The following is a 21643-nucleotide window of genomic DNA, read 5'->3' on the forward strand; positions in this document are numbered from 1 at the left end:
CAGGTTCGACCGGAGTTCCGCAGCTCTTGGCGACGCTGGTGACATGGTTGTGGGCAACAGACCAGGTGAGCGGCGTTCGCGGTGGGTGACACAGGGAAATCCGATCCGTGTCACCAGGAACGCCGAACGCCACCTTGATCCTTGACGTCGTCCGAGGCCAGGGTGGTGCGTGTCACCAGTAGCGACACGAACTGCGGAACCCGGGATTGAGCGCTGACCGGGTCGGACGTTTACGATGCCGCAGCACAGCCGCTCGACATAACCGCACACGATTTCGGAACGATGTTCGCCACCGAAGGTGTGGCCGGCGGGCTACCCGTTCACCTCACGGCTTGCCTCTCGAAGGCGAACCACACAGACCGCTCGCGCCGTCCCACGACGCGCCCCGTCAGGCGGTACCGAGTCGGCGCCACAGCTCACGGATGGTGCGCAAGGCGCGGCGGAACTCCTGATCCGGTACCGGGCCATCCGCCGGGTGGGCTAGGCGGTTCCGAACCCGGCGCAATTCGTCCACGTCCCGTCGCCGCATACCTGCACCATCTGCCAAGAAACGCACCGACTGGCCTCGGTCCGGCGCTGTTCGTTGCAGACAGTCCCACGTCGTGAGGATCTCGTTGATCTGGGCCGCGCGTTGCGGTGTCACCAAGGCTTCATGAGCGGCCGTCCGACCGACGCCTGGCTCATGCCCTGGGATCGTCCTGGACCAGCGCGCTCGTGCGGATTGGTGGCTCATACCGGTGGCGGCGCCGATGAAGGACCAGCTGACCCCAGCGGTGCGGGCGCGGGTAACGGCCTGGTCGAGTCGCTCCGAAGCGTCAGCTGTCCCGCGTGCTACATCGAGTGCCGCGGTCCGGATGGTGGCGGTGTAAGTCGATCCGGTGTGCTGGTACCAGATCCCCAAGGCCATGTGGGTCAGGTCATCACGGCGGGTGATTTCGCCGGACAGCAGGTCAACGTCGGACGTGTAGATGCGCCCGGCGGCCAAGTCCTCCTCTTCTGGCGTGCGCACACGGATCCATTGTTGGTTGCTGAGCCAGGTAGTCTTCGGCCCTCTCCAAAGTCCTTTTGCTGGGTCGAGTTCCTCATCGGGCACATCAGGAGGAACACACCCGCAGCTAATTCGCCACGCCACGGCCTCCGACGGCGATCGCGGCTCCCCCGTCGGCAACTTCCTCCCGTTCAGGCCATGGCTAACGCCCACCTTGCCGTTGCTCCACGGCTTCCCGACCGAACTCCAACCCCACAAGCCGTCTGCGAAGACCCATGCCAGACCGCTTTCGTGCCTACCGAAGTCGTCCCACCAGTGCATGCTGGCTCTCCCGTGCCAAACTTGCCAACCAGGACCAATGGACAGCCAGCATAGTCGCGGTGCAAAGAGTCGCGCCTTCACGCGACCCGGGAAACAGGCCCGAGCCTGACCCGAAAATCTCACCCTAGCCACTCGGGAGTGGCAACTCAACGGTTGATCTTGGTTGTTGAAGTGGTCAGAGGCAGGCAGGGGTGAGGCGGCCTTCGAAGGCGATCTGGAAGGCGTTCAAGGGCGCCTTCCAGCGCATGGTCATCGCTTGCGGCCCTTTCCGGTCGGATCCACGCTCATCAGCGCCATGAACACGCCCTTCAGGGCGGCGGTCTCGTTCGGGAAGTGGCTGCGGGCTCGGACTGCCTTACCCGGGTTCCGCAGTTCGTGTCGCTACTGGTGACACGCACCACCCTGGCCTCGGACGACGTCAAGGATCAAGGTGGCGTTCGGCGTTCCTGGTGACACGGATCGGATTTCCCTGTGTCACCCACCGCGAACGCCGCTCACCTGGTCTGTTGCCCACAACCATGTCACCAGCGTCGCCAAGAGCTGCGGAACTCCGGTTCGAGCTTCTGATCCGTCGTCCCGTGTGCCACGATGACCGCCGCCTACCATAACTGGGTACCTTCTACTGGTTCGTCCAGATGATGGTGGCCCGGATGCATCTCCTCTGACCCCATCGCCATGGCCAAGTCTTTACTTCCAGCGGTGTCCTATTTCGAGCCCGCACGCAGGTATTTATAAAGGTGACAGGGATTGGTGGCCCGGATGATCGGGCCACACCAACGTGACACCCACAGCAACAGCACAAACACGAGCAATCAAGTCATTCGTCCCGCGGTTCCATCCCGGACCAACGCCAACGATCGGCCGTCGCGGAACCGTCTGTCTCATTCCGCCCGCCGGCGTTCCTGCGCATCTGCACCAGGACCACCCCTGTACCCGTCAGCTTCGCGACGAGCCTGCACACGGTGCTCACCACGACGCCGTGCGGCCGCGGCCTGCGCACCCGTACCGCGGTCACCGTCGGATTCGGCTTGACCATCGCCATCCAGGTGGGCGTCGATACACCCTGTCCGACACGGCCATCCATGCGGCGGGTTGATCACCACGGGCGTGCTCGCCCGATCACGCCGCCGCATCGGCCGCGCCGGATGACCACACCAGCCCCCGTGCTTCGCCGCCCGCACAGCGGCGATGACGACCGGGGCCACTGTGGCCGCCCTATCGCAGCCATCGCTGACCGTGACCGACAGGGCCGTGGCCGACAGGGCCGCGGCGGGATGGATGCCCGAGGTGGGACGTGACTTACGGCCCGCCTCGGTTACGCACCCGCACCATGCCGAACAGTGCTTCCCTCCGCCCTGCCCGCCACCACCTCAGCCCGACCGAACAGCACCGAAGAGAACAGGACAGGCACCACGATGGCCGAAGGACGCACCTTCAAACGCTGCTCCTGCCGCGACAAGGACGGCAAAACGCTCGGGCAGCGATGCCCCAAGCTGCGCCGCCCCGGTGGCGGATGGAGCTACCGGCACGGCATCTGGAACTACCAGATCGAACTCCCGCCCGCCCCGGACGGCAAGCGGCGCGGGCCGCTGCGCCGCGGCGGCTTCGACTCCCAAGACGCCGCCGAAGCCGAACTCGGCCAGGTGCGTGACCTGCTGGCGCTGGCCGACCCGCGGGAGCCCGCCACCCGCACCCAGATCGCCGACCTGATCAAACGCACCCTGGCCGAGACCGACACGCTGCCCAACGTGGAGACGGTCCGCCGCAAGGTCAAGACCGGGCAGCATCTGACCCAGGAGATCACCGTCGAGCAGTGGCTGGCCGAATTCCTCAACCGCAAACGGAAGATCGAGGAGACCACCCGCCGCTCCTACGAAGGCCACATCCGCCTCTACCTCACCCCCTACCTGGGGCGGCTGCGGCTGGAGCAGCTCAAGGTCAGCGACATCGCGTTGATGTTCGAACAGATCGAGGAGTTCAACGACACCATCGCCGAACGCCGCACCGACCCCGACCCGAAGGTACGGGAAAGCGTCAAATACCGGCGGCCGATCAGCATCGCCACCATGCACCGCATCCGCGCCACCCTGCGCCACGCACTCAACATGGCCATGCGCCAAGACCGGCTCATCGACTTCAACCCCGCCGCCGTCCTGGAGATGGCCGCCCACACCCGGCCCAAGCCACTGGTGTGGACCGACGACCGCGTCCGCGCCTGGCAGCAGGATTACCGCAGCTACCGGGAAAGGGAGAAGCAACGCCGAGGTGGACGACGGGTCGACCCGATCGACGCCTACACCAGCGTGCCGCGCCCCTCCACGGTCATGGTGTGGACGCCCGCGCACACCCGCCGTTTCCTCAAGGAGGCCAAGGCTCACCGTCTGTTCGCCCTCTACCAGCTGATCGCGTTGCGCGGGCTGCGCCGGGGTGAGGCGTGCGGGCTGCGGTGGAAGGAAGTCGACCTCGACGGCCACACTCTGACCGTGAACTGGCAGCTCGTGCAGCTGGCCTGGGAGGTTCATGAGGGCACCCCGAAGACCGACGCCTCGGTGCGGACCATCGCCCTGGACAGCGACACCGCCCAGGTCCTGCGCGCCCACCGGCAACAGCAACGCCAGGAACGCCTGGCGTTGGGCGAGGCGTGGACGCACACCGAGTTCGTGTTCACCCAGCCTGACGGCAGCCGCCTGCACCCGCAGCACGTCTCCGACCAGTTCCTGTGGCTGGCCTACCTCGCCGGGCTGCCGCCGATCCGGCTCCACGATCTCCGCCATGGCGCCGCCTCGCTGATGCTGGCCGCCGGGGTGGAGATGAAGGTGGTCCAGGAAACACTCGGGCACACCTCGAGTGCGTTCACCGCCGACACCTACACCTCCGTCTACCCACAGGTGGCCACAGCCGCGGCCGAGAAAACCGCCGCCCTGCTCTTCGGCGCACAAGACCAGGCCGAACCGGCCCAACTCATCTCACTGAGGAGCTGAACAGTCGGATTAAGTATCCGGCCCCGCATTCGCCGCCTGCTCGCGGCGAGGCGGGGCCGCTGCTCTTTCCGCAGCAGCCGGAGATACCGAATGGATCATGGAATGTGCGGGGTTGGTGCAACCGAGCGCGCACGGAGCACGCAAGCGCCAGAGGAAAATTCTAGAACGCGTCCGATCCCGCATCGCCGCAGGTCAGACCATGATCAAAGCGCGCCCTGCAGGATTCGAACCTGCGACCGTCGGATTAGAAGATTTCAGATGCCCTGCGCACGTATACGCGCCGAAGCGCATCTACGCGTCCTACCAGCGGTCGCCGTGCGCATGTATGCGCACCTCTGAGTACCGACGCGCATCCGGTGCCCTGTCGTCTCCCCTGTCACGTGTCCGACCCCCACAACGCACCGCCGATCTTGTCGGCGGCCTGGCGCTGCAACTTGGGTCTGACGTGCTGATACGTGCTCTGGGTGAACGCGCTCGTAGCGTGGCCGAGCATCTCCTGTACGACCACCACGTCCACGTCCTCCTCCAGCGCCGTCGTCGCCGCGAAGTGTCGGCTGTCGTGCGGGCGGTAGTGCGGCAGCCCGAGCTCGGCGAGCAGATCCGTCCACTCCTGCCAGTCGCGCCGCCCGTCGATCGGCGTCCCGTTCGACTGAGTGAACACCAGCGCATCTCTCTTCGTCGGCTTTCGGCACTTCGGGCAGACCGTCTCGCGGGCGCGCGGCCGCCGATCGCAGGTCTGGCTGTCATGTCCCCAGCCCACCCATGCAGGGTTTCCGACCCGCTGCGCCTCCTGCCACGTCTGGTGTGCGTTCAGCAGCTCCGCCATCCTGCGTGGCAGGGCAGCGGTCCGCTTCGACTTCGCGCTCTTGGGCTCCGTCAGCACCAGGCCGCCGCCGATTCGCTGCTTGCAGGTCGACGCGTGCTTCACGCAGTCGTCCGGGCACCACGTCGGGCACTGGCCGGCCTGGTGCTCACTGCACCGCGACGGGCACGGCCTCTGGCAGACGTGCCGGCGGCCGGTTGGGCGCACCTTCGGACAGTCGGCCGGGTCGGGCGGGCACGGGCGCTTGTGCAGACGGTCGCCGCACATCTTCGGGTCCTCGCAACCGTGCTGCCATGGCACCCGCGCGAGCTCCCACGCGATCCGGATGGTCGCGTGGTCGAGGTCGGACAGGTCCAGCATCGGCCAGGTGAGGCCGAGAGCCTCGCCTTGGCGAGGGCCGACGCTCAGGGCGAGCGCCCATCGCGCCCCGTTCCAGCGCGTGGCAACCGCCTGCAGGATCGCCGCGGCTTCATTCCGCTCCGGCGGCACGATCTCGGCGCGGTCTCCGCGTGCAGGTGCCACGAAGGAGCACGGGTTCCGAGGGATCAACTTACGTTTCGCCGCGATCTTCAAAGCTCGCGAGAGAATCGCGTGGATCTGCAGGATCGTCGCCGGTGCTAAGCCGTCGGCCTTGAGCCGCGCGTACAGCTTTTCGACGCGGTCCTCATCAAGCTCCTTCAGCAGTATCCGGTTGAGCCCCGGGATCAGATAGTTCTCCACCTTGGGGCGATACGACTTATGCCACGTGGACTCGCGGACCTGCGCCTTGACGATGTTGCTCAGCCAGTGGGCCAGCCACTCCCCCACGGTGCGGCCGCGGCCCTTCGCTGGCGTGAATCCGTCATCCTGCGCCTGCCAGAATTTGCGGCGCTTCTCGATCACTTCGTCTGAGGTGTCCCCGTACAGGTAGCGCCGATCAGGTCGCCCGTCTGGTTTGTAGCCGAGGTGGAGCTCACACACCCATCGGCCGTCCTTTTTCCGCTGGTAGATCGATCCCTCGCCGTGCTGGCGCCGACTCTTGCGTCTAGCCATCGATCCACCTCGCGCGAAATGCAGAACGCCGGATTCACTTCCGAGATTACCGGGGCTGCTGCTTGACCGGCGGCGACTCCTGCGGGCCCTGGCCGTTGACGGGCTGCTGCAGGAAATGTACGAGCTGTTCCGCGGCGGCCGGATCGAAGCGCCGCCAGTTCACGCCGTACTGAACGCCGGCCTTCCATACCTCTTCCGTGGGGATGATGGTGCGCGCGCGAGAGGTCTCGAACCACAACCCCAGCGTGAGAACGATGCTCGCTCCCATCGACAGGGCGAACAGCCGGCCGAAGAAGAACTGCTGGGCGACCACCGGGTCGAGTTCGAGAAAGATCCCGACCAGGATGACGACCGTTAACCCCCATCCGATACGTGCGAACCATTTAAGCGCTGTGCGTTTTCCGGTTGCCACCCGCTGCCTCCGTTGCCAGCCCGTTACGTCCTATCCCCCACGCCACGGTCACGTCACACTATGACCGAATCGCAGGTGAGGATAGAGAGGTAAGGCGAGCGTAACGCGAGAGACAGTCACATTAGGAGTGGCTGCCCTTACCTCGGGCGATTTCCAGAGCGGTACGAATCTGGACAAGTTGGCCAGCAACCGTTTGCTTCACCGTATCGATAAGGGACTTCTCTAGAGACTCTTTTTGGTCCTTGGTGAGACCTGGCGCTTTTCGGATGTCGTCGATCCCCGCGACGATCATCTGGAGCACATCGTCGGGGGCGCTCGTGCCGATGCCGCTGAGCGCGGGGTCGGTCTCGGCCCGCTGGTGCAGGTACGCCCGCAGCATGACGGCAGCGTCCGCCGCGTTCTGCCGCTGATGTCGTGCACCGATCTCATCGAGCTCGGCCGGCGTGACACCGACAGCCGACGCCATGGCGGCGAGAATCTCCGGCTTGGCCACGTACTTGCCGCCCTCGATGCTGCGCCAACCCGCCTCAGACACCGGCGTGCCGAACGCGCTCGCAGCTGCGGCGGCGGCCCGCAGCGACAGTGCCGGGTTGGGGAGGCGGTTCTTGCGGCGATCGCGTATGAGTGCAGCCTCGGGTGGGATGCTCACGGCGCTTCCGACCTCTCGCGGGTTCAGGTGCGCACCTCTGCGCATGTACGCGCACGATACCCGACAGTACATCGGTCCGACAATCTCGGTTGCCGTTTAAATCACTGGCCAGTAAGAACCAACGGTCAAACAGAAGCTGCGCATCTATGCGCAACGGGGCATTGACATCTGCGCATCTACGCGTATGTTTGCGTACATGACAAACGGCACTTCGCCCCCGGTCGGATGCCGCACCTGCGGTCATCACTGCGCCGACGCCCCCCTGGTCCTCGACGTCCCCGACGTACAGCGCCTGCTCAAGCTCAAGAGCCGCCGCAGCGTTGAGAAGCTCATCCACAGCGGCAAGTTGAAGTCCTACTTGGTGGGACGCCTCCGCCGGATCGACATCCAGGCCGTTCACGACTTCCTCGCCGAGGCCGAGTCGCCCGAGTCCCGGGCCGCCGCCTCCTGACACGCCGCAGGGCTCATCCGAGCCACCGGACGAGCCCCGCACACAGCATCCGACATCCCCTACTTGCAAGGGACACGGACATGACCATCCTCTCACCCACCCGCAGCACGGCGCAGACCGCCGAACCGCTGCTCACCGACTTCGACGTGCTCGACATCGCCGAAGCCATCCGCAACGCCGTCGCCTACAACGCCGTCAGCCTCGACGCCCGCGACAGGCAGGCGCTCGCCCTGTTCACGTACGTCCCCGAGCTGCGCGGCATCACCCGCATGCTGCTGGCCAAGCTCGTCAACGGCACCGCCGCGCTGCCGATGGCGCGGGCGATGGCCATGCACCTGCTCGACATGCACGCCGACGACGACCTGCTGCCGGAACCGGCCTGGAACGTGCAGGAGGCTTGGCTGGCCGCCCGCGACGCCGCCGCCCTGCCCGCGTGGAAGGACGACGCGACCCGCGCCGACCTGGCGCACGTCCCCCACTCCATCACCGTCGAGCCGATCACGCCCGAGCTGCGGCGCGACAGCGGCCTGCCCGCCCACGCCACGCTCGTGGTCGTCGAGCGGCACGCGGGCCGCCTCGCCAAGGTGTGCGGCACCACCGACGTGTCGGTCGCCGACTACACCGAGTTCGGGCACGCGGTGACGATCGAGGCGCTGGCCCGGGGCATCGCCCACACGTACGGCGCCACCTACGTCGAGTCCGCCGCGGCGGTGAACGCGTGAGACGAAACCCGCGACTCGACATCATCAAGCGGGCCCTTGCCGCCTCCGACCTGGCCGACCCGAACCTGGCGCTGAACATCTACACCGCGCTGTACGGCAGGCCGACCGAGGACAAGGCGCCGCGCGAGCAGATCGACGACGCCCACCGTCGCCGCGATTTCTTCGGTGTCATCGAGGCCGCCCGCGCCGGTCAGCAGACGCTGGAGGCTCAGCCGTGGTATCCGGCGCGGCACGGCGACATCGTGCACATCGCCTACGAAGGGTTCGGCCCCGACGTCCCCGCCCATGGGGAGACGTACATCGTCGAGCAGCCCGAGGTTGACGGCTGGTTCAACCTGCGCACGCTCGCCCACTCGGAGCGCGACTCCATTGCCGAAGCGGGTGTGTTCGCCACCTCGGACGACCCTGACCCGCTGATGGAGATGTGGTTCGAGGCAGGCCCGCACCGTCTCACGATCGTCCGTGATGGCCGCGTCGTCCACGGGGGTGCAAAGTGATGCACCTGCCGACCGTCCCCGTGGACGCCACCGCGATCAAGCCGCAGCACCTTGTGCAGACCGACGAGCAGCTCGTGCGCGTGCGAGACAAGTACAGCGCCGGCCCCGGCCAGCTCGTGTTCGTGTGGGTGGCCGCCGGGCCGATCGACGACAGCCTGCCGCGCATCGGCACCATCGAGGTCGGCGTGGGCGACACCGTGCAGTGCGTGCGCGTCGCCGACTGGCTGGCCTCCATGCGACAGGCGGTCACGGCGTGAGCGCCCGCGAACGACAGCTCGCCTCCGCCCGGGTGCTCGTGACCCTGCTCAGCGAAGACCTGCCCGACGTCTCCTCCTGGTACTTCTACGCAGGCAAAGAGGTCAACGGGCAGCTCGACCACAATCTCTCTGTCGAAGAGCGGTGGGCGGTCCTTCACGCCTGGGCCGCATACCTCGGCAGCGAAATCACCACCATCAGGTACGAGAAGCGGACCGGCGGCTCGGCCGGTGTGGTGGCCTGGATCGAGGGTGTGCGCGTCTACGTGTGGGCGGCATTCCCTAAGAAGGACCTGCCCAAGCTCGGCGGTGAGAGCGATGGCTGACCACCGCCACACATACACGCACCAGCTCAACCCCGACGGGCCACACTCCGACGACTACACCCGGCACGTCGCCAGCGCCCTGTCCGAGAGCGTGCGTGTCCTCAACCACGCCACCCGTGAGGCCGGCGTCACCGCGCCGAACACCGTCTACGACGTGCTCGGCCACGCCGCCGCCGCCGTCTCCGGGCTCGACCAGCTCCTGCGGCAGCTCAACCAGCGGCTGGCCAGCATGCACGCCGCCGGGGAGATCGGCCACGACAACCACCCGCCCGTGAATGCCGTTCTCCAGGCTCGGCTGATGCTCACCGAGGGCCGCTCCCTGGCCAGGGCGTTGGCCGAACGAGTGGACCGGGCGCACGAGATCACCGCAGGCATGTACCTGATCGACCACTCCGACGGCTCAGCGGGCGGTGGCGCATGAAGATCGTCAAGAAGCAGAACGGCCGCAACCACTGGTACGTCGACGAAGACGCTGGCAACGAACGCGTCCCCGGCGTCACCACCATCAAAGGCAACGGCCTCCCCAAGCCCGCCCTGCTCAACTGGGCCGGAGACGCAACCGCCGAATACGTCCTCGACAACTGGGACGAGCTCGGCAAGCTTCCACTGTCCGAGCGGTTCAAGAAAATCAAAGGCGGCCGGTACGAGAAGCGGGACGCCGCAGCCAGCCGGGGCACCCAGGTCCACAAGCTCGCCGAACGGCTCATCGCCGGCGAGAGGGTCACCATCCCCGACGGGCTGGCTGGATACGTACAGTCGTGTGTCCGGTTCCTCGACGACTTCCAGGTGCGCGCGGTGCACGTCGAAGCGGTCGTCTACTCCGAAACGCACCGGCACGTCGGCACCACCGACCTGATCGCCGACGTGCTGCTGCCGGACATGCCGGAGTACGACCACATCCCGCGCGACGGCGACGAATTCTCCCGGGGCCTGTTCGACTGGAAGACCAGCAGGTCCGGCATCTTCGGCGAGGTCGCACTACAGCTGTCGCCGTACCGCTTCTCCGAATATCTGACCCTCCCCGACGGAGAGGTCATCGACATGCCGCCGGTGGACTTCTGCGCCGGCATCCACCTGCGGCCCGACGGCTACTCGTTCGTGCCGCTGGAGTGCGGCAAAGACGTCTACCGCGACTTCCTGTACGTCAAGGAGGTCGCCCGGATCGTCGGCGACCTGCGCGACCTGGTCGGGGAGCCGATCGTCCCGCCGACTGCGTCGCAGTACGTGCTGAGCAGGGTCACCGACGACGCTGAGGCCCTGTTCTGATGGCCGCCGAGACTCCGCCGCCGGCGTCGCTGGACGAGGCGCTGCTCAGGCTTCAGGCCGACCCGCCCGTGCTGGTGAAGGACAAGCACGGGCAGGTCGGCAACCAGAAGACCCGCTACGCCGACCTGGTCCAGGTCAACGCCGTCGTGCTGTCGCGGCTGAACGCCCTCGGCTGCGTCTACACCACAAAGCCGTTGCTGCGGGCCGAGGACCCGAAATTCGTCCTCCGGTACAGCCTGAAGCACGTCGCGTCCGGCACTGAGGACTCGGGCGAGTACCCGCTCAAGCTGTCCGAGAACCCGATGCAGATGGGTAGCGCGATCACGTATGCACGCCGGTACGTGCTGCTGGCCATCACGGGCGTCGCCGCCGAGGACGAGGACGACGACGCGCAGGCCTACGACGGCCGGACCGCGCAGCGGGCCCACCGGCCGAGGTCATCGGCCCCCGGTCGGAGCACCCCCGCCCCGACCGCCCAGCGCTCCCGCACGACACCCGCGCCGCCCATCGAACCGCAGATCACGGACGCGCAGCAGCAGAAGATGGCCGTCCTCATGCGTGAGCACGACATCACCGACCGGACCAGCGCGCTCGCGCTCGTCAACGAGGTGTTGCAGCGCGCCGAGGACAACCAGATCACGTCCCGGACCGAGCTCACCCGCGCCGAAGCCAGCAAGGTCATCGACCGGCTGCAGCGCGAGTCCGGGCAGGGCGAGCACGCCGCCTCCACCACCTCCTCCACACCTGCGGAGACCTCATGACCACGGGCACGATCAACCTGACCCTCACCCCGGCCGCCGTCGCGCTGGCCGCCACCGACATCATCGAACGGCAGGGCCTCGCCCGCGACGACTACTACCTCGACGCGTTCGGGCTGCCGCCCCGCGAAGCCCCCGTGGACGTGCTCGGCGCGGTCGCGGTCGCGTGCGGGTTCGACCCGCACGCCTGGGAGGACGACCGGGACGCGACCGGCCACTGGCGCCTGGTGCTCGACACCGCCGACATGCTGATCGACTTCCTGGGGCTGTCGCACGACGACGCGTACGCCGACTCGCTGGGCGCGTGGTCGGACGAGCGGGACGACGCCACGGTGGTGCGCGAGCTGCGCAACGCCGCGCTGGAGGTGCTCGCCTGATGAGCCCCGATCCCATCGACTTGGACGCGGTCCGCGTCCGCGCCTGGGACCTTCGCTGGCTCGCCCCCGGCCATGTCGGCACCGCCCGGCTCAGCCCCGTCACCGTGACCGACGCCGACACGCTGCTCACCCTCGACAAGGCGATCGGCCGCGACCTGCCCGCGCTCGCCGACGAGGTCGAGCAGCTCCGCCAGCGCGTCGACCAGGTCGAGCGGGAGCGTGACGCCCTCCGCCGGTCGATCGCCCAGCGCGGCCCCGGGCACGAGCTCGCCGAGGCGGTGACCAGCGATGCGTGACCTCACCCCCGAACTGGCCGTCGCCGCCGCGTGCGTGATCGCGCTCGCCGCCGTCAACGTCGCCTACACCATCCGGCGGAGACGACGGCAGCAGACGCGGCTCACCCGCGAATGCTCCCAGCTCGCCAGCACCGAGCAGCGCATCGCCCGAGAGATGCGCGCCGCACAGCGCCGCACCCTCGACCTGACCATCGCCGGCGAGTTCGCGGCGCTCGGCAGCAACACGGTGTGGCGGCGGTTCCTCGACATCCATCCCGAGCTGCGGGCCGAGACGGGCCAGAAAGGCGGGACTGCATGAGCGACAACAGCAAGATCGAGTGGACCGACGCCACCTGGAACGTGGTCACCGGCTGCACCAAAGTCTCGCCCGGCTGCGACAACTGCTACGCCGAGACGTTCGCCGAGCGCTGGCGCGGCATCCCGGGCCACCACTTCGAGCAGGGGTTCGACGTCACCCTGCGGCCGGAGCGCCTCGACCTGCCGCTGAAGTGGCGCAAGCCGCGCCGCATCTTCGTCAACAGCATGTCGGACCTGTTCCACGACGCCGTACCGGACGATTTCATCGCCCGCGTGTTCGCCACCATGGCGCTCACCCCGCAGCACACGTACCAGCTCCTGACGAAGCGCCATGGGCGCATGCGCTCGTTCCTGACCAATCCGCCGAAGAACGACGACGGCGAATACGAAACGGACGTGGGCTGGCTCCCCGGCGCTGGCGCGAAGTGGATGGTAGCCGAGGCACTGGAGGAAATCGGCCGGGACGCTGACCGTCGCCTGACCGAGGATCAGTGGTCGCTGACCGAGTGGCCGGCTGGCCGGCTGGAGTGGCCGCTGCCGAACGTCTGGCTCGGCGTCTCCGTCGAGGACCAGAAGCGCGCCGACCTCCGCATTCCCTCTCTCCTCGACACCCCAGCCGCCGTGCGCTTCCTGTCCTGCGAACCGCTGCGCAGCCTCATCGACCTGCGCAACATGACCAAACGATTCGGCGCGGTCATCGACTGCCTCAGCGGCGATCTCAAGTCACCCGGCGGGGGCACCGTCTACGCCAGCACACCGAGCGTCATCGACTGGGTCATCGCCGGGGGCGAGTCCGGCCCCGGCGCCCGGCCGGCTCACCCTGACTGGTTCCGGCAGCTCCGCGACCAGTGCCAGGATGCGGGCGTCGCCTTCCATTTCAAGCAGTGGGGCGAATGGGTCCCCGAGTCGATGTGGCTGCACCGCGACACGGCACCAGCCGCGTTCTTGTCGACCGACGGCAGCACCCGACCCTTGGTCAACGGGAAGCCGACCGCCGCGCCGATGAGCCGTGGCAAGGACATCACGATCCGCCGAGTCGGCAAGAAAGCCGCTGGCCGCGAGCTCGACGGCCGCACCTGGAACGAGTTCCCGGAGGTGGCGTCATGACACTGTCGATCATGGATTGGTTCTGTGGTGCAGGTGGCAGTAGCCAGGGCGCTCACTCCGTCCCCGGCGTTGAAGTCACCCGCGCCGCCAACCACTGGGCCCGCGCCATCGAATCCCACGCCGCCAACTTCCCCAACACCGACCACTGGCGCGGCGACATCCGCGACGCCCCCGTCGACCGCTGGCCCGTCACCGACATCTTCTGGGCCTCCCCCGAATGCCCTCAATGGTCCGTCGCCCGCGGCAAGCGGCGCGACTTCGACGCCACCCTGCAAGGGACGCTCTTCGACGAGCCTGAGAGGGACGAAGAAGCGGAACGTTCCCGCGCCCTCATGGAAGAGGTGCCGCTCTACCTGCGCGGCGTCCAGGACCGTGGCGGCCTCGTCCTGGCCGGCGTCGTCGAGAACGTCGTCGACGTCCGCGCCTGGGACCAATGGGACCGGTGGATCGGCGAGATCCGCAAGCTCGGCTACAAGACCCGCACCATTGCGATCAACAGCATGCACGCGCCCGCCGTACGCACCCTGGCCGCCCCCCAGAGCAGGGACAGGCTGTACGTCGCCTACTGGCACCGTTCCCTCGGCCGGAACCCGGACTGGGACCGCTGGCTACGCCCATCCGCCTACTGCGCAACCTGCGACGAGTGGGTGACCGCCATGCAGGTGTTCAAGCAGACCGGCGCCGACATGGGCCGCTACCGACAGCAGTACATCTACCGGTGCCCCCGCTCCACCTGCCGCAACGCGATCGTAGAGCCGTTCGCGCTGCCCGCCCTGTACGCGATCGACTGGACGCTGCCCGGCCAGCGGATCGGCGACCGCGCCAAGCCGCTCGCCGACAAGACGCTCGCCCGCATCCGGGCAGGCCTGGTGAAGTACGCCAGGCCGATCAGCCTGGAAGCGGCGGGCAACACGTTCGAACGCCGCCCAGGTGTACGCACGTGGCCGGTGGACGAGCCGCTGACCACGCAGACCACCACGTCAACCAAGGCGATCGCCGTCCCGCCGATGATCGTGCCCGCGGGCGGGACGTGGCGGAATGACGCCACCTCGGTCGATGAGCCCATGCCGACTCGGACGACGAGAGAGAACGACGCAGTCGCGATCCCGCCGTTCCTGGTGCCGCTCCGCTCCGGCCGCAACCGCTCCCTGCGCGCCGACACCGACCCGCTCGCCACCATCGTTGCTGACGGCGGCAACCACGGCCTCGTCGTGCCGCCGCTGCTGGTGCCCGTCGAAGGCCGGGAAGGCAAGGAAGCCTCGGCTGCCGACGCGCCCCTGCGCACCCAGACGGCCCGCAACGAGACCGGGCTGGCGTGGCTGCCATTCGTCGCCGAACTACGCGGGGGCGGGTCTGACGCGCGCACGGTCATGGAGGCGCTGGCCACCGTGACCGCGTCCGGCAACCACCATGGCCTCGTCACCCCGCCCGGGTTCGTCATGCGCAACAACACCCCCCGCGGCGGCGCAGCCCACCTGTGTACGCCCTTCAACGAGCCGCTGCGCTCCCTGACGACAGCCGGCCACCAGTCGCTCGTCACCTGGGAGAGCCTGCTCGTGCCGTACTGGGGCAAGGGCAACGCCCGCCCGATGAACGAGCCGATCGGGACGCTCACCACCCGCGACAAGTACGCCGTCGTCAACGGCCTCGACGACGTCAGCCTCGACGATGTGCTGTTCCGCATGCTGGAGCCGCACGAGATCGGCCGGGCGATGGCGTTCGCCACCGACTACACCGTGCTCGGCAACAAGCGGGAGAAGGTTCGCCAGTACGGCAACGCCGTCACCCCGCCCGTCGCCGAGACCATCGTGTCGGCGCTGGTCGAGTGCATCACCGGCGAGGCGTTGGAGCGTGCCTCATGAAGCGCTTCGCGGTCGCCACCGCCCGGCACGACGCCGAATGGCTGCTACAGCACCAGGCCGTCTCCAACGACATCGAAGTGCGCAAACAGCAGCGCAAGGCCGCCCAGACCAGACCCCGGAGACGACCCGCGACCGCCGTCCGGCTACGGCTCGTCACCGTGGCCCGCCAGAGCATCGCCGACCGGCTCGTCGCCGCCGGCCACCAGGTCGGCGCGTCCGAGGCCGAGATTCAGCAGGTGCTCGACATGGTCGGGCTCGGCGACGCCGGTCTCAGCACCGCCTACACCGCGAAAGGCGAACGCAAGCGGCTCGTCGCCCTGTGCGCCGACTGCGAACGGCCGTACATTCAGCTCCGCTCCGACGGAACTTTCATCTCCCACCCGAGGGAGAGTCACCAGCGGCTGGACGACGACACCCGGTGCCCCGGCAGCGGCCAGACCGCCGCCGTAGCCCTGCGCACCCTGCCACCCTCGCCCCCGACCCGGCAGGAGCCGAACCGTCGCCCGGTGCGCGTGGCCGTGCGCCAGCCCGCGCCGCGTACCCTGCCCAACCGCCGCCCCGCCTGCCAGGACGAAGACCGGGAGCTGTTCTTCCCGCCCTCCTACGGGCCCGCCTACGACGAGCAGGTGGTCAAGGCGCGCGCCGTGTGCGGCCGCTGCCCGCTCGCCGCCGCCTGCCTGCGCTACGCGCTCGACCACGGCGAACTCACGTACGGCATCTGGGGCGGCACCACCCCCAACCAGCGCAAAGCGCTCGTCAGAGAGCAGGCGGCATGAGCACGGCCACCGTCATCAGAATCGCGGCGCCGACCGCGGCCACCCCCGTCCTGATCCGGCCCTGGTATCCGGCCGGGGCCATCGGCCACACCCGCATCGACTGCCCCGACCTGCTGAAGATAGAGAGCACGCCGCGGGAAGGCTCCGGATGGCTCAACCCCGAGCTCGGCCAGGTATGCATCCCCTGTCTGAAGGGCGACGGCTACCCGCTGTGGGACGCCCACTGCAACACCTGCGGCTACTCGTGCAAGGACGCCAGGGCGGACGACGGCATCTACTCCATCTTCATCACGCAGGACGAAGCCATCACGTGGAAGCGGGAGCACCGCTGCGAGCCCGCCGTCTCCCTCATCTCGCCCACTCCGCCCCCGCCCGCTCAGCCGCAGGGCCAGGGCGCGCTGTTCTCCGTGCTGGAGGTCACCCGATGAAGTTCACCATCGACCCGAAACTGCTCGCCCAGACCGTCGCCTCCGTCGCCCGCGCACTCCCGCAGCGGCCCGTCGTGCCGGTCCTGTCCGGGCTGCTCCTGCACGCCGACGGCGACCAGCTCACCGTGTCCGCGTTCGACTACGACACCTCCCACCGCGGCACCATCGCCGCCGACGTCGCCGAACCCGGCAAGGCGCTGCTGCCCGGCCGGTTGCTCGCCGAAGTCGTCAGAAGCCTGCCCACCGGCATGTTCGCCGACGTGGCCGCCACCGACCGGGAAGTCGTCATCACGTGCGGCCGCTCCGAGTTCGCGTTGATCACGCTGCCCGTCGAGGACTACCCCAACCTGCCCGAGCCGCCGCCGCCGTCCGGGACCGTGGACGGCGCCCTGTTCGCGCACGCTGTCGAGCAGGTGGCCGTCGCGTGCAGCCGCGACGACACGCTGCCCGCGCTGACCGGGGTGCGCGTGGACGCCGACGGGGAGCGGCTCACCCTAGCCGCCACCGACCGGTACCGGATCGCCGTCCGCGACCTGCCCTGGCAGCCCGCGGCCGCGACCAGCCTCGGGCAGCTCGTGCCGGGCCGGGTACTTCTCGACCTGACCCGCGACGTCGGCGCGGGCCCGGTCACACTCGCGTTCAACGACAAACTGGCCGCCGCCTCCACCGCCGTCCGGGAATCCACCGTCCGGCTGCTCGACGAGCAGTTCATCGACTACCGGGCCCGCGTCGACATCGACATGCCGATCGTCGCGACCGTGGACGCGGCCGCGCTCGCCGACGCGGTCACACGCGTGGCGCTGGTCGCCGAGAAGAACACCGCCGTCCACCTCGCCTTCTCTGACGGGGAGGTGCTCATCCGCGCAGGAGGAGGCGACATCGGCCGCGCAGGCGACGCCGTGCCGTGCGAGCTCGCCGGCGAGCACGTCGAGATCGCGTTCCAGTCGCGGTTCCTGCTGGACGCGCTGGCCGCCGTGGGCGGGCAGGCCCGCATCGGCATGACGGGAGAGCACAAGCCCGCCCTGTTCAGCACGGAGGACGGCGCCTACAGGCAGCTGCTCATGTCGCTGAGGACAGCGTGACGGGCCGCCGCTACCTGCTGCGCGGAGGGCAGGTCGAGCTCGTGTGCACGTTCGTCCTGCCGTCCGCACGAAACCCGCTCCCGGCCGCGCCTGCGTGGCTCACTTGGGTCACGCCGCCGTCCGGGGCGCCCCGCAACGCCGCCGTCCGCTACCCCGACGGCCGCGTCGTCGTCCGGCCGTTCCGAGGCCTCAGGAGGCTCGCATGACCTACGCAGACTTCCTAGCCCGCCGGGCCCAACTCGGCGGCGACCACGGATTCGACCCCGGCGAGCTGCCCGGCTACCTGTACGGCTTCCAGCGCGACCTCGTGCAGTGGGCCACCCGCAAGGGCCGGGCGGCCATCTTCGCCGACTGCGGGCTCGGCAAAACCCCGATGGAGCTGACATGGGCTGATTTGGTGCACCGCCGCACCGGGAGGCCGGTGCTCGTGGTCACCCCACTCGCCGTCGCCTACCAGACCGCCGACGAGGCCGCCAAGTTCGGCGTGGACGCCGCCATCTCCCGCAACGGCCGCCCCGCCGGGCCGATCACCATCACCAACTACGACCGGCTGCACCTGTTCGACCGCGGAGACTACGACGGCGTCGTCTGCGACGAATCCAGCGCCATCAAAGCGTTCGACGGAGCGCGCAGGGCGCTCGTCACCGACTTCACACGCAAGACGCCGTACCGGCTGCTGGCCACCGCCACGGCGGCGCCCAACGACTACATCGAGCTCGGCACCTCAAGCGAGGCCCTGGGCGAGCTCGGCTACATGGACATGCTCGGCCGGTTCTTCGTCAATGACCAGCGCAACGCCTCCACCGGCCGCGGATACCTCGGCCAGCGGAACGCCTGGCGGTTCAAAGGCCACGCCGCCCAGCCGTTCTGGCGGTGGGTCGCCTCCTGGGCGCGGGCCATGCGCCAGCCGTCCGACTACGGGCACGACGACACCGGGTTCGTGCTGCCCGAGCTGGTGCAGCGCGAGCACATCGTCAAAGCCCGGCAGATGGCCGAAGGGGTCCTGTTTGACGTGCCCGCCGTCAGTCTGCAGGAGGAGCGGCAGGAGTCCCGCCGCACCATCACCGAGCGCTGCGAGGCCGCAGCCGCGCTGCTCGCCGGCGCCGAGCACGGCATCGCTTGGTGCCAGCTCAACCACGAGGGCGACCTGCTCACCAAGCTGATCGACGGCGCTGTCCAGGTGAAAGGCTCCGACCCGGTCGAAGCCAAGGAGGAGGCCCTGGCGGCGTTCTCCCGCGGCGACATCCGCGTGCTGGTCACCAAGCCCAGCATCGCCGGGTGGGGCCTGAACTGGCAGCACTGCCACCGCATGACGTTCTTCCCCTCCCACTCCTACGAGCAGTGGTACCAGGCCGTCCGCAGGTGCTGGCGGTACGGCCAGCAGCACCCGGTCACCGTCGACATCGTCACCACCGACGGCGGCGCCCGCGTCCTGGCCAACCTACAGCGCAAGGCCGCACAGGCCGACGCCATGTTCGACGCCCTGGTCGCGCACATGCGGCAGGCGACGGCGATCCGCCGCACCACCGACTACCCGCACCCCGTGGAGGTCCCCGCATGGGCGTCGTAGACCAGACGATCACCGACCGGTACGCGCTTCACCTGGGCGACTGCCTCGACGTGATGCCCGCCTACCCCGACGGCAGCATCCACCTGTCCGTCTACAGCCCGCCGTTCTTCGGCCTCTACCAGTACTCCTCCAGCGAGCGGGACCTGTCCAACAGCCGCGGCTACCCCGACTTCCTTGAGCACTACGAGTACGTGGTCCGCGAGATCGCCAGGCTCACCATGCCCGGCCGGATCACCGCAGTCCACTGCATGGACATCCCCAAGTCGAACAGCGGCCGCGGCGACGCCCTCATGGACTTCCCGGGCGACATCATCCGCCTGCATGAGCAGTGCGGCTGGTCGTACGCCGCCCGCTACCACGTGTGGAAGGAGCCGCTGACCGTCCGCAACAGGACCCTGATGAAGTCCCTGGCTCACCGCACCATCGTGGATGACTCCTCCCGATGCGGCGTCGCCAGCGCCGACTACCTGCTCATCTTCCGCCGCCACGGCGACAACCCCGTCCCGATCGCCCACCCCGTCGGGCTGACCGAGTACGCCGGCGAACGGCGACCGCCCGCCGAACTGCTGCGCTACCGCGGATGGGAGGGCAAGCAGACCGAGAACCGGTACAGCCACTGGATCTGGCGGCAGTACGCGTCCGCCTTCTGGGACGACGTCCGCCTGGACCGGGTCCTGCCCTACCGCGAGGCTCGCGACGAAGAGGACGAGAAGCACGTCCATCCTCTGCAGCTCGACGTCATCGACCGCACGCTGGTGCTGTGGTCCAACCCCGGCGAGCGGGTGCTCACGCCGTTCGCGGGCGTCGGCTCCGAGGTGTACAGCGCCGTCCGGGCCGGCCGCTACGCCGTCGGCGCCGAGCTGAAGCCCTCCTACTACCGGCAGGCCGTGAAGAACTTGGCGGCCGCCGCGCAGGAGAGCCTCGACCAGCAGGGACAGTTCGAGTTCGACGAGCTCGCGCCATGAATCACTTCTTGGCGACGTACTCGCGGAGGAACTGGCGGATCAGTTCGTACAACGACGTGCCCTCCGCCTGGGCTTTGGCCATGGCGGACCTCCACAGGTCGTCGTGCACGGGGATGCTGCGCATATTCACCCCATCGGCGCGCTTTCCCGGCACGTCAGGCCTCGATGAGGTTGCCGTCGCACCACTCGGCGCAGTCGGGGCAGCACGGGCCGGTCTTGTCGCCGATCCGGGCCTGCTGGGTGTTGTCGGTGGGGTCGTTGCAGATCACGCACTCGTTCATCTTGCTCTCCCGTTCATCCGGTGTAGCTACACCATAAGCCGGTGTAGCTACACCGTCAAGAGGGGGCGGAAAAGTCGATGAGTATCACCAGGCCACTCACCCTCGACCAGGTGCTCAAGCGGGGCCTCACCTACCGCCAGCTGGACCATTGGACGCGGCGCGGCTGGCTGCGGCCCGCCCACGCCGGCGGCACCGGCAACGCCCGCGTCTGGCCCGCCGCCGAGCTGCAGATCGCCGACCTGATGCGGCGCCTCACCCGCGCGGGCCTCGCCGCCGCAGCCGCGGCGCAAGCCGCCCGCACCCACCAGGAGGGGCGGCTGCTCGTCAAGCTCGGCCCCGGGCTGGTGCTCGCCATCGACACCGACCTGCTGAGCGAGGCGCCGTGAGCACCGAGACGAAAGGCCGCAAGTGCGACGGCAAACGCCGCTACAGCCACCTCGAACAGGCCACACGAGTGCGGGCTCGCCTGATCCTGCAAGGCGCCCACCCGGCCTGGCTGCGGGCGTACGCCTGCGAGCACTGCGACGGCTTTCACGTCGGCCACCGGCCCGGTCGGAGGAAGACGTGACAGAGCGGAGCGACACCCTGTTCGGGCTGCCCCTGTCGGGCGCCGTCATCGACGGACCCTACCGCTACACCCTCTGGCGCACGTGGACGCTCCGCCCCGAACCCGCACTGTGCGCGTGGGTGATGCTCAACCCGTCCACCGCCGACGCCGCCCAGGACGATCCCACCATCCGTCGCTGCGTCGCCTACGCCCGCTCGTGGGGTTACGACGGCATCGTCGTGCGCAACCTGTTCGCGCTGCGCGCCACCGACCCGGCCGGGCTCGCAACCGCCGCCGAACCGGTCGGTCCGGGTAACGACGAATGGCTGAGCGGGCGCTGGGACGGCGTGCGGCGAGTGGTCGTCGCATGGGGCACCGGCCGGTGGCCGCGCCTGCACAACCGCTGTGAGCGCGTGGCGGCCCTCCTGGAACCGCTCGACCCGCTGTGCCTGCGGGCGGGACGTGACGGCCAGCCTGTGCACCCGCTGTACCAGCCGGCCGATCTCCTGCCGTCGCCGTGGCGGCCACCGCAGCGAATACAGGGCCCGCTCCGAGCCCGCATTGACCACTAGAAC

29 protein-coding genes and 1 pseudogene are annotated in these 21643 nt (G+C 68.6%); 23 read left to right on the forward strand and 7 right to left on the reverse strand.

What is annotated here, in order from left to right:
• Positions 1–388 precede the first annotated feature (388 nt).
• Positions 389–1009, reverse strand: coding sequence for a hypothetical protein (locus ABEA43_RS16420; RefSeq protein ID WP_345562655.1), 621 nt, complete (start codon positions 1007–1009; stop codon positions 389–391).
• A 475-nt stretch (positions 1010–1484) separates the two neighbouring features.
• A pseudogene (locus tag ABEA43_RS68190) lies at positions 1485–1666 on the reverse strand (IS256 family transposase); the annotation flags it as partial.
• Between the two features lie 983 nt (positions 1667–2649).
• Between ABEA43_RS68190 and ABEA43_RS16425 the strand changes: the two are divergent.
• Positions 2650–4290, forward strand: coding sequence for a tyrosine-type recombinase/integrase (locus tag ABEA43_RS16425; protein WP_345562657.1), 1641 nt, complete (start codon positions 2650–2652; stop codon positions 4288–4290).
• Between the two features lie 376 nt (positions 4291–4666).
• Here the strand turns inward: ABEA43_RS16425 and ABEA43_RS16430 are convergent, their stop codons facing one another.
• The 3 genes from ABEA43_RS16430 to ABEA43_RS16440 form a co-directional block, all read right to left on the reverse strand.
• Entirely contained in the window at positions 4667–6145 is a 1479-nt protein-coding gene (locus ABEA43_RS16430) for a tyrosine-type recombinase/integrase (RefSeq protein WP_345562659.1), read from the reverse strand.
• Positions 6146–6191: 46 nt separating this feature from the next.
• Positions 6192–6557: a hypothetical protein gene (locus tag ABEA43_RS16435; RefSeq protein WP_345562661.1), complete on the reverse strand. Its 366-nt coding sequence runs from the start codon at positions 6555–6557 to the stop codon at positions 6192–6194.
• Between the two features lie 121 nt (positions 6558–6678).
• The gene (locus tag ABEA43_RS16440) at positions 6679–7206 is read right to left on the reverse strand and encodes a helix-turn-helix domain-containing protein (RefSeq protein ID WP_345562663.1); all 528 of its coding nucleotides are present in this window, start codon (positions 7204–7206) and stop codon (positions 6679–6681) included.
• Positions 7207–7402: 196 nt separating this feature from the next.
• Here ABEA43_RS16440 and ABEA43_RS16445 point away from each other — a divergent pair, with 196 nt between their 5' ends.
• The 19 genes from ABEA43_RS16445 (at position 7403) to ABEA43_RS16535 (ending at position 20240) form a co-directional block, all read left to right on the forward strand.
• Positions 7403–7657 carry a helix-turn-helix domain-containing protein gene (locus ABEA43_RS16445; protein ID WP_345562664.1) on the forward strand — a complete coding sequence of 85 codons (255 nt, stop codon included), beginning with the start codon at positions 7403–7405 and terminating at the stop codon, positions 7655–7657.
• A gap of 80 nt (positions 7658–7737) precedes the next feature.
• A complete protein-coding gene (locus ABEA43_RS16450) occupies positions 7738–8379 on the forward strand; it encodes a hypothetical protein (RefSeq protein ID WP_345562665.1) in 642 nt (213 codons plus the stop codon).
• Entirely contained in the window at positions 8376–8876 is a 501-nt protein-coding gene (locus ABEA43_RS16455; protein WP_345562667.1) for a hypothetical protein, read from the forward strand. Before ABEA43_RS16450 ends, ABEA43_RS16455 begins: the two co-directional genes overlap by 4 nt.
• Complete coding sequence (locus ABEA43_RS16460; RefSeq protein WP_345562669.1) at positions 8876–9133, forward strand: hypothetical protein; 258 nt, start codon at positions 8876–8878, stop codon at positions 9131–9133. Before ABEA43_RS16455 ends, ABEA43_RS16460 begins: the two co-directional genes overlap by 1 nt.
• A complete protein-coding gene (locus tag ABEA43_RS16465) occupies positions 9130–9456 on the forward strand; it encodes a hypothetical protein (protein WP_345562671.1) in 327 nt (108 codons plus the stop codon). The genes ABEA43_RS16460 and ABEA43_RS16465 overlap by 4 nt, the downstream gene beginning before the upstream one ends.
• Positions 9449–9877, forward strand: coding sequence for a hypothetical protein (locus ABEA43_RS16470; protein WP_345562673.1), 429 nt, complete (start codon positions 9449–9451; stop codon positions 9875–9877). Before ABEA43_RS16465 ends, ABEA43_RS16470 begins: the two co-directional genes overlap by 8 nt.
• Positions 9874–10722 carry a hypothetical protein gene (locus ABEA43_RS16475; protein ID WP_345562674.1) on the forward strand — a complete coding sequence of 283 codons (849 nt, stop codon included), beginning with the start codon at positions 9874–9876 and terminating at the stop codon, positions 10720–10722. Before ABEA43_RS16470 ends, ABEA43_RS16475 begins: the two co-directional genes overlap by 4 nt.
• Positions 10722–11483 carry an ERF family protein gene (locus ABEA43_RS16480; protein ID WP_345562675.1) on the forward strand — a complete coding sequence of 254 codons (762 nt, stop codon included), beginning with the start codon at positions 10722–10724 and terminating at the stop codon, positions 11481–11483. The genes ABEA43_RS16475 and ABEA43_RS16480 overlap by 1 nt, the downstream gene beginning before the upstream one ends.
• Positions 11480–11857, forward strand: a complete 378-nt coding sequence (locus tag ABEA43_RS16485; protein ID WP_345562677.1) for a DUF6197 family protein — start codon at positions 11480–11482, stop codon at positions 11855–11857. Before ABEA43_RS16480 ends, ABEA43_RS16485 begins: the two co-directional genes overlap by 4 nt.
• Positions 11857–12153, forward strand: coding sequence for a hypothetical protein (locus ABEA43_RS16490; protein WP_345562678.1), 297 nt, complete (start codon positions 11857–11859; stop codon positions 12151–12153). Before ABEA43_RS16485 ends, ABEA43_RS16490 begins: the two co-directional genes overlap by 1 nt.
• On the forward strand, positions 12146–12451 hold the full coding sequence (locus tag ABEA43_RS16495) for a hypothetical protein (RefSeq protein ID WP_345562679.1): 306 nt from the start codon (positions 12146–12148) through the stop codon (positions 12449–12451). The genes ABEA43_RS16490 and ABEA43_RS16495 overlap by 8 nt, the downstream gene beginning before the upstream one ends.
• Positions 12448–13557 carry a DUF5131 family protein gene (locus tag ABEA43_RS16500; RefSeq protein WP_345562680.1) on the forward strand — a complete coding sequence of 370 codons (1110 nt, stop codon included), beginning with the start codon at positions 12448–12450 and terminating at the stop codon, positions 13555–13557. The genes ABEA43_RS16495 and ABEA43_RS16500 overlap by 4 nt, the downstream gene beginning before the upstream one ends.
• A complete protein-coding gene (locus ABEA43_RS16505; protein WP_345562681.1) occupies positions 13554–15419 on the forward strand; it encodes a DNA cytosine methyltransferase in 1866 nt (621 codons plus the stop codon). The genes ABEA43_RS16500 and ABEA43_RS16505 overlap by 4 nt, the downstream gene beginning before the upstream one ends.
• Positions 15416–16195, forward strand: a complete 780-nt coding sequence (locus ABEA43_RS16510) for a WhiB family transcriptional regulator (protein WP_345562682.1) — start codon at positions 15416–15418, stop codon at positions 16193–16195. The genes ABEA43_RS16505 and ABEA43_RS16510 overlap by 4 nt, the downstream gene beginning before the upstream one ends.
• A complete protein-coding gene (locus ABEA43_RS16515) occupies positions 16192–16623 on the forward strand; it encodes a hypothetical protein (RefSeq protein WP_345562683.1) in 432 nt (143 codons plus the stop codon). Before ABEA43_RS16510 ends, ABEA43_RS16515 begins: the two co-directional genes overlap by 4 nt.
• The gene (dnaN, locus tag ABEA43_RS16520; protein WP_345562684.1) at positions 16620–17705 is read left to right on the forward strand and encodes a DNA polymerase III subunit beta; all 1086 of its coding nucleotides are present in this window, start codon (positions 16620–16622) and stop codon (positions 17703–17705) included. The genes ABEA43_RS16515 and dnaN overlap by 4 nt, the downstream gene beginning before the upstream one ends.
• Positions 17702–17911, forward strand: a complete 210-nt coding sequence (locus ABEA43_RS16525) for a hypothetical protein (protein ID WP_345562686.1) — start codon at positions 17702–17704, stop codon at positions 17909–17911. Before dnaN ends, ABEA43_RS16525 begins: the two co-directional genes overlap by 4 nt.
• A complete protein-coding gene (locus tag ABEA43_RS16530; RefSeq protein ID WP_345562688.1) occupies positions 17908–19275 on the forward strand; it encodes a DEAD/DEAH box helicase in 1368 nt (455 codons plus the stop codon). Before ABEA43_RS16525 ends, ABEA43_RS16530 begins: the two co-directional genes overlap by 4 nt.
• Positions 19263–20240 (forward strand): DNA-methyltransferase, encoded by a 978-nt coding sequence (locus tag ABEA43_RS16535; RefSeq protein ID WP_345562690.1) that lies wholly within the window; start codon positions 19263–19265, stop codon positions 20238–20240. Before ABEA43_RS16530 ends, ABEA43_RS16535 begins: the two co-directional genes overlap by 13 nt.
• Before the next feature lies 1 nt (position 20241).
• Here ABEA43_RS16535 and ABEA43_RS16540 read toward each other — a convergent pair whose 3' ends face one another.
• Together ABEA43_RS16540 and ABEA43_RS16545 are read right to left on the reverse strand one after the other, a co-directional pair.
• Positions 20242–20364 carry a hypothetical protein gene (locus ABEA43_RS16540; RefSeq protein WP_345562691.1) on the reverse strand — a complete coding sequence of 41 codons (123 nt, stop codon included), beginning with the start codon at positions 20362–20364 and terminating at the stop codon, positions 20242–20244.
• 31 nt (positions 20365–20395) lie between these two features.
• A complete protein-coding gene (locus ABEA43_RS16545) occupies positions 20396–20521 on the reverse strand; it encodes a hypothetical protein (RefSeq protein WP_345562693.1) in 126 nt (41 codons plus the stop codon).
• Positions 20522–20598: 77 nt separating this feature from the next.
• Here ABEA43_RS16545 and ABEA43_RS16550 point away from each other — a divergent pair, with 77 nt between their 5' ends.
• Genes ABEA43_RS16550 through ABEA43_RS16560 form a run of 3 tightly spaced genes read left to right on the forward strand, consistent with a single transcriptional unit; the run spans position 20599 to position 21640 of the window.
• Positions 20599–20907 carry a MerR family transcriptional regulator gene (locus ABEA43_RS16550; protein ID WP_345562694.1) on the forward strand — a complete coding sequence of 103 codons (309 nt, stop codon included), beginning with the start codon at positions 20599–20601 and terminating at the stop codon, positions 20905–20907.
• Complete coding sequence (locus tag ABEA43_RS16555) at positions 20904–21089, forward strand: hypothetical protein (protein ID WP_345562695.1); 186 nt, start codon at positions 20904–20906, stop codon at positions 21087–21089. The genes ABEA43_RS16550 and ABEA43_RS16555 overlap by 4 nt, the downstream gene beginning before the upstream one ends.
• Positions 21086–21640 (forward strand): DUF1643 domain-containing protein, encoded by a 555-nt coding sequence (locus ABEA43_RS16560; RefSeq protein ID WP_345562696.1) that lies wholly within the window; start codon positions 21086–21088, stop codon positions 21638–21640. Before ABEA43_RS16555 ends, ABEA43_RS16560 begins: the two co-directional genes overlap by 4 nt.
• Positions 21641–21643: the final 3 nt, after the last annotated feature.

It is taken from the genome of Nonomuraea rosea, assembly GCF_039539705.1.
In the GTDB taxonomy this organism is placed as follows: Bacteria; Actinomycetota; Actinomycetes; order Streptosporangiales; family Streptosporangiaceae; genus Nonomuraea; species Nonomuraea rosea.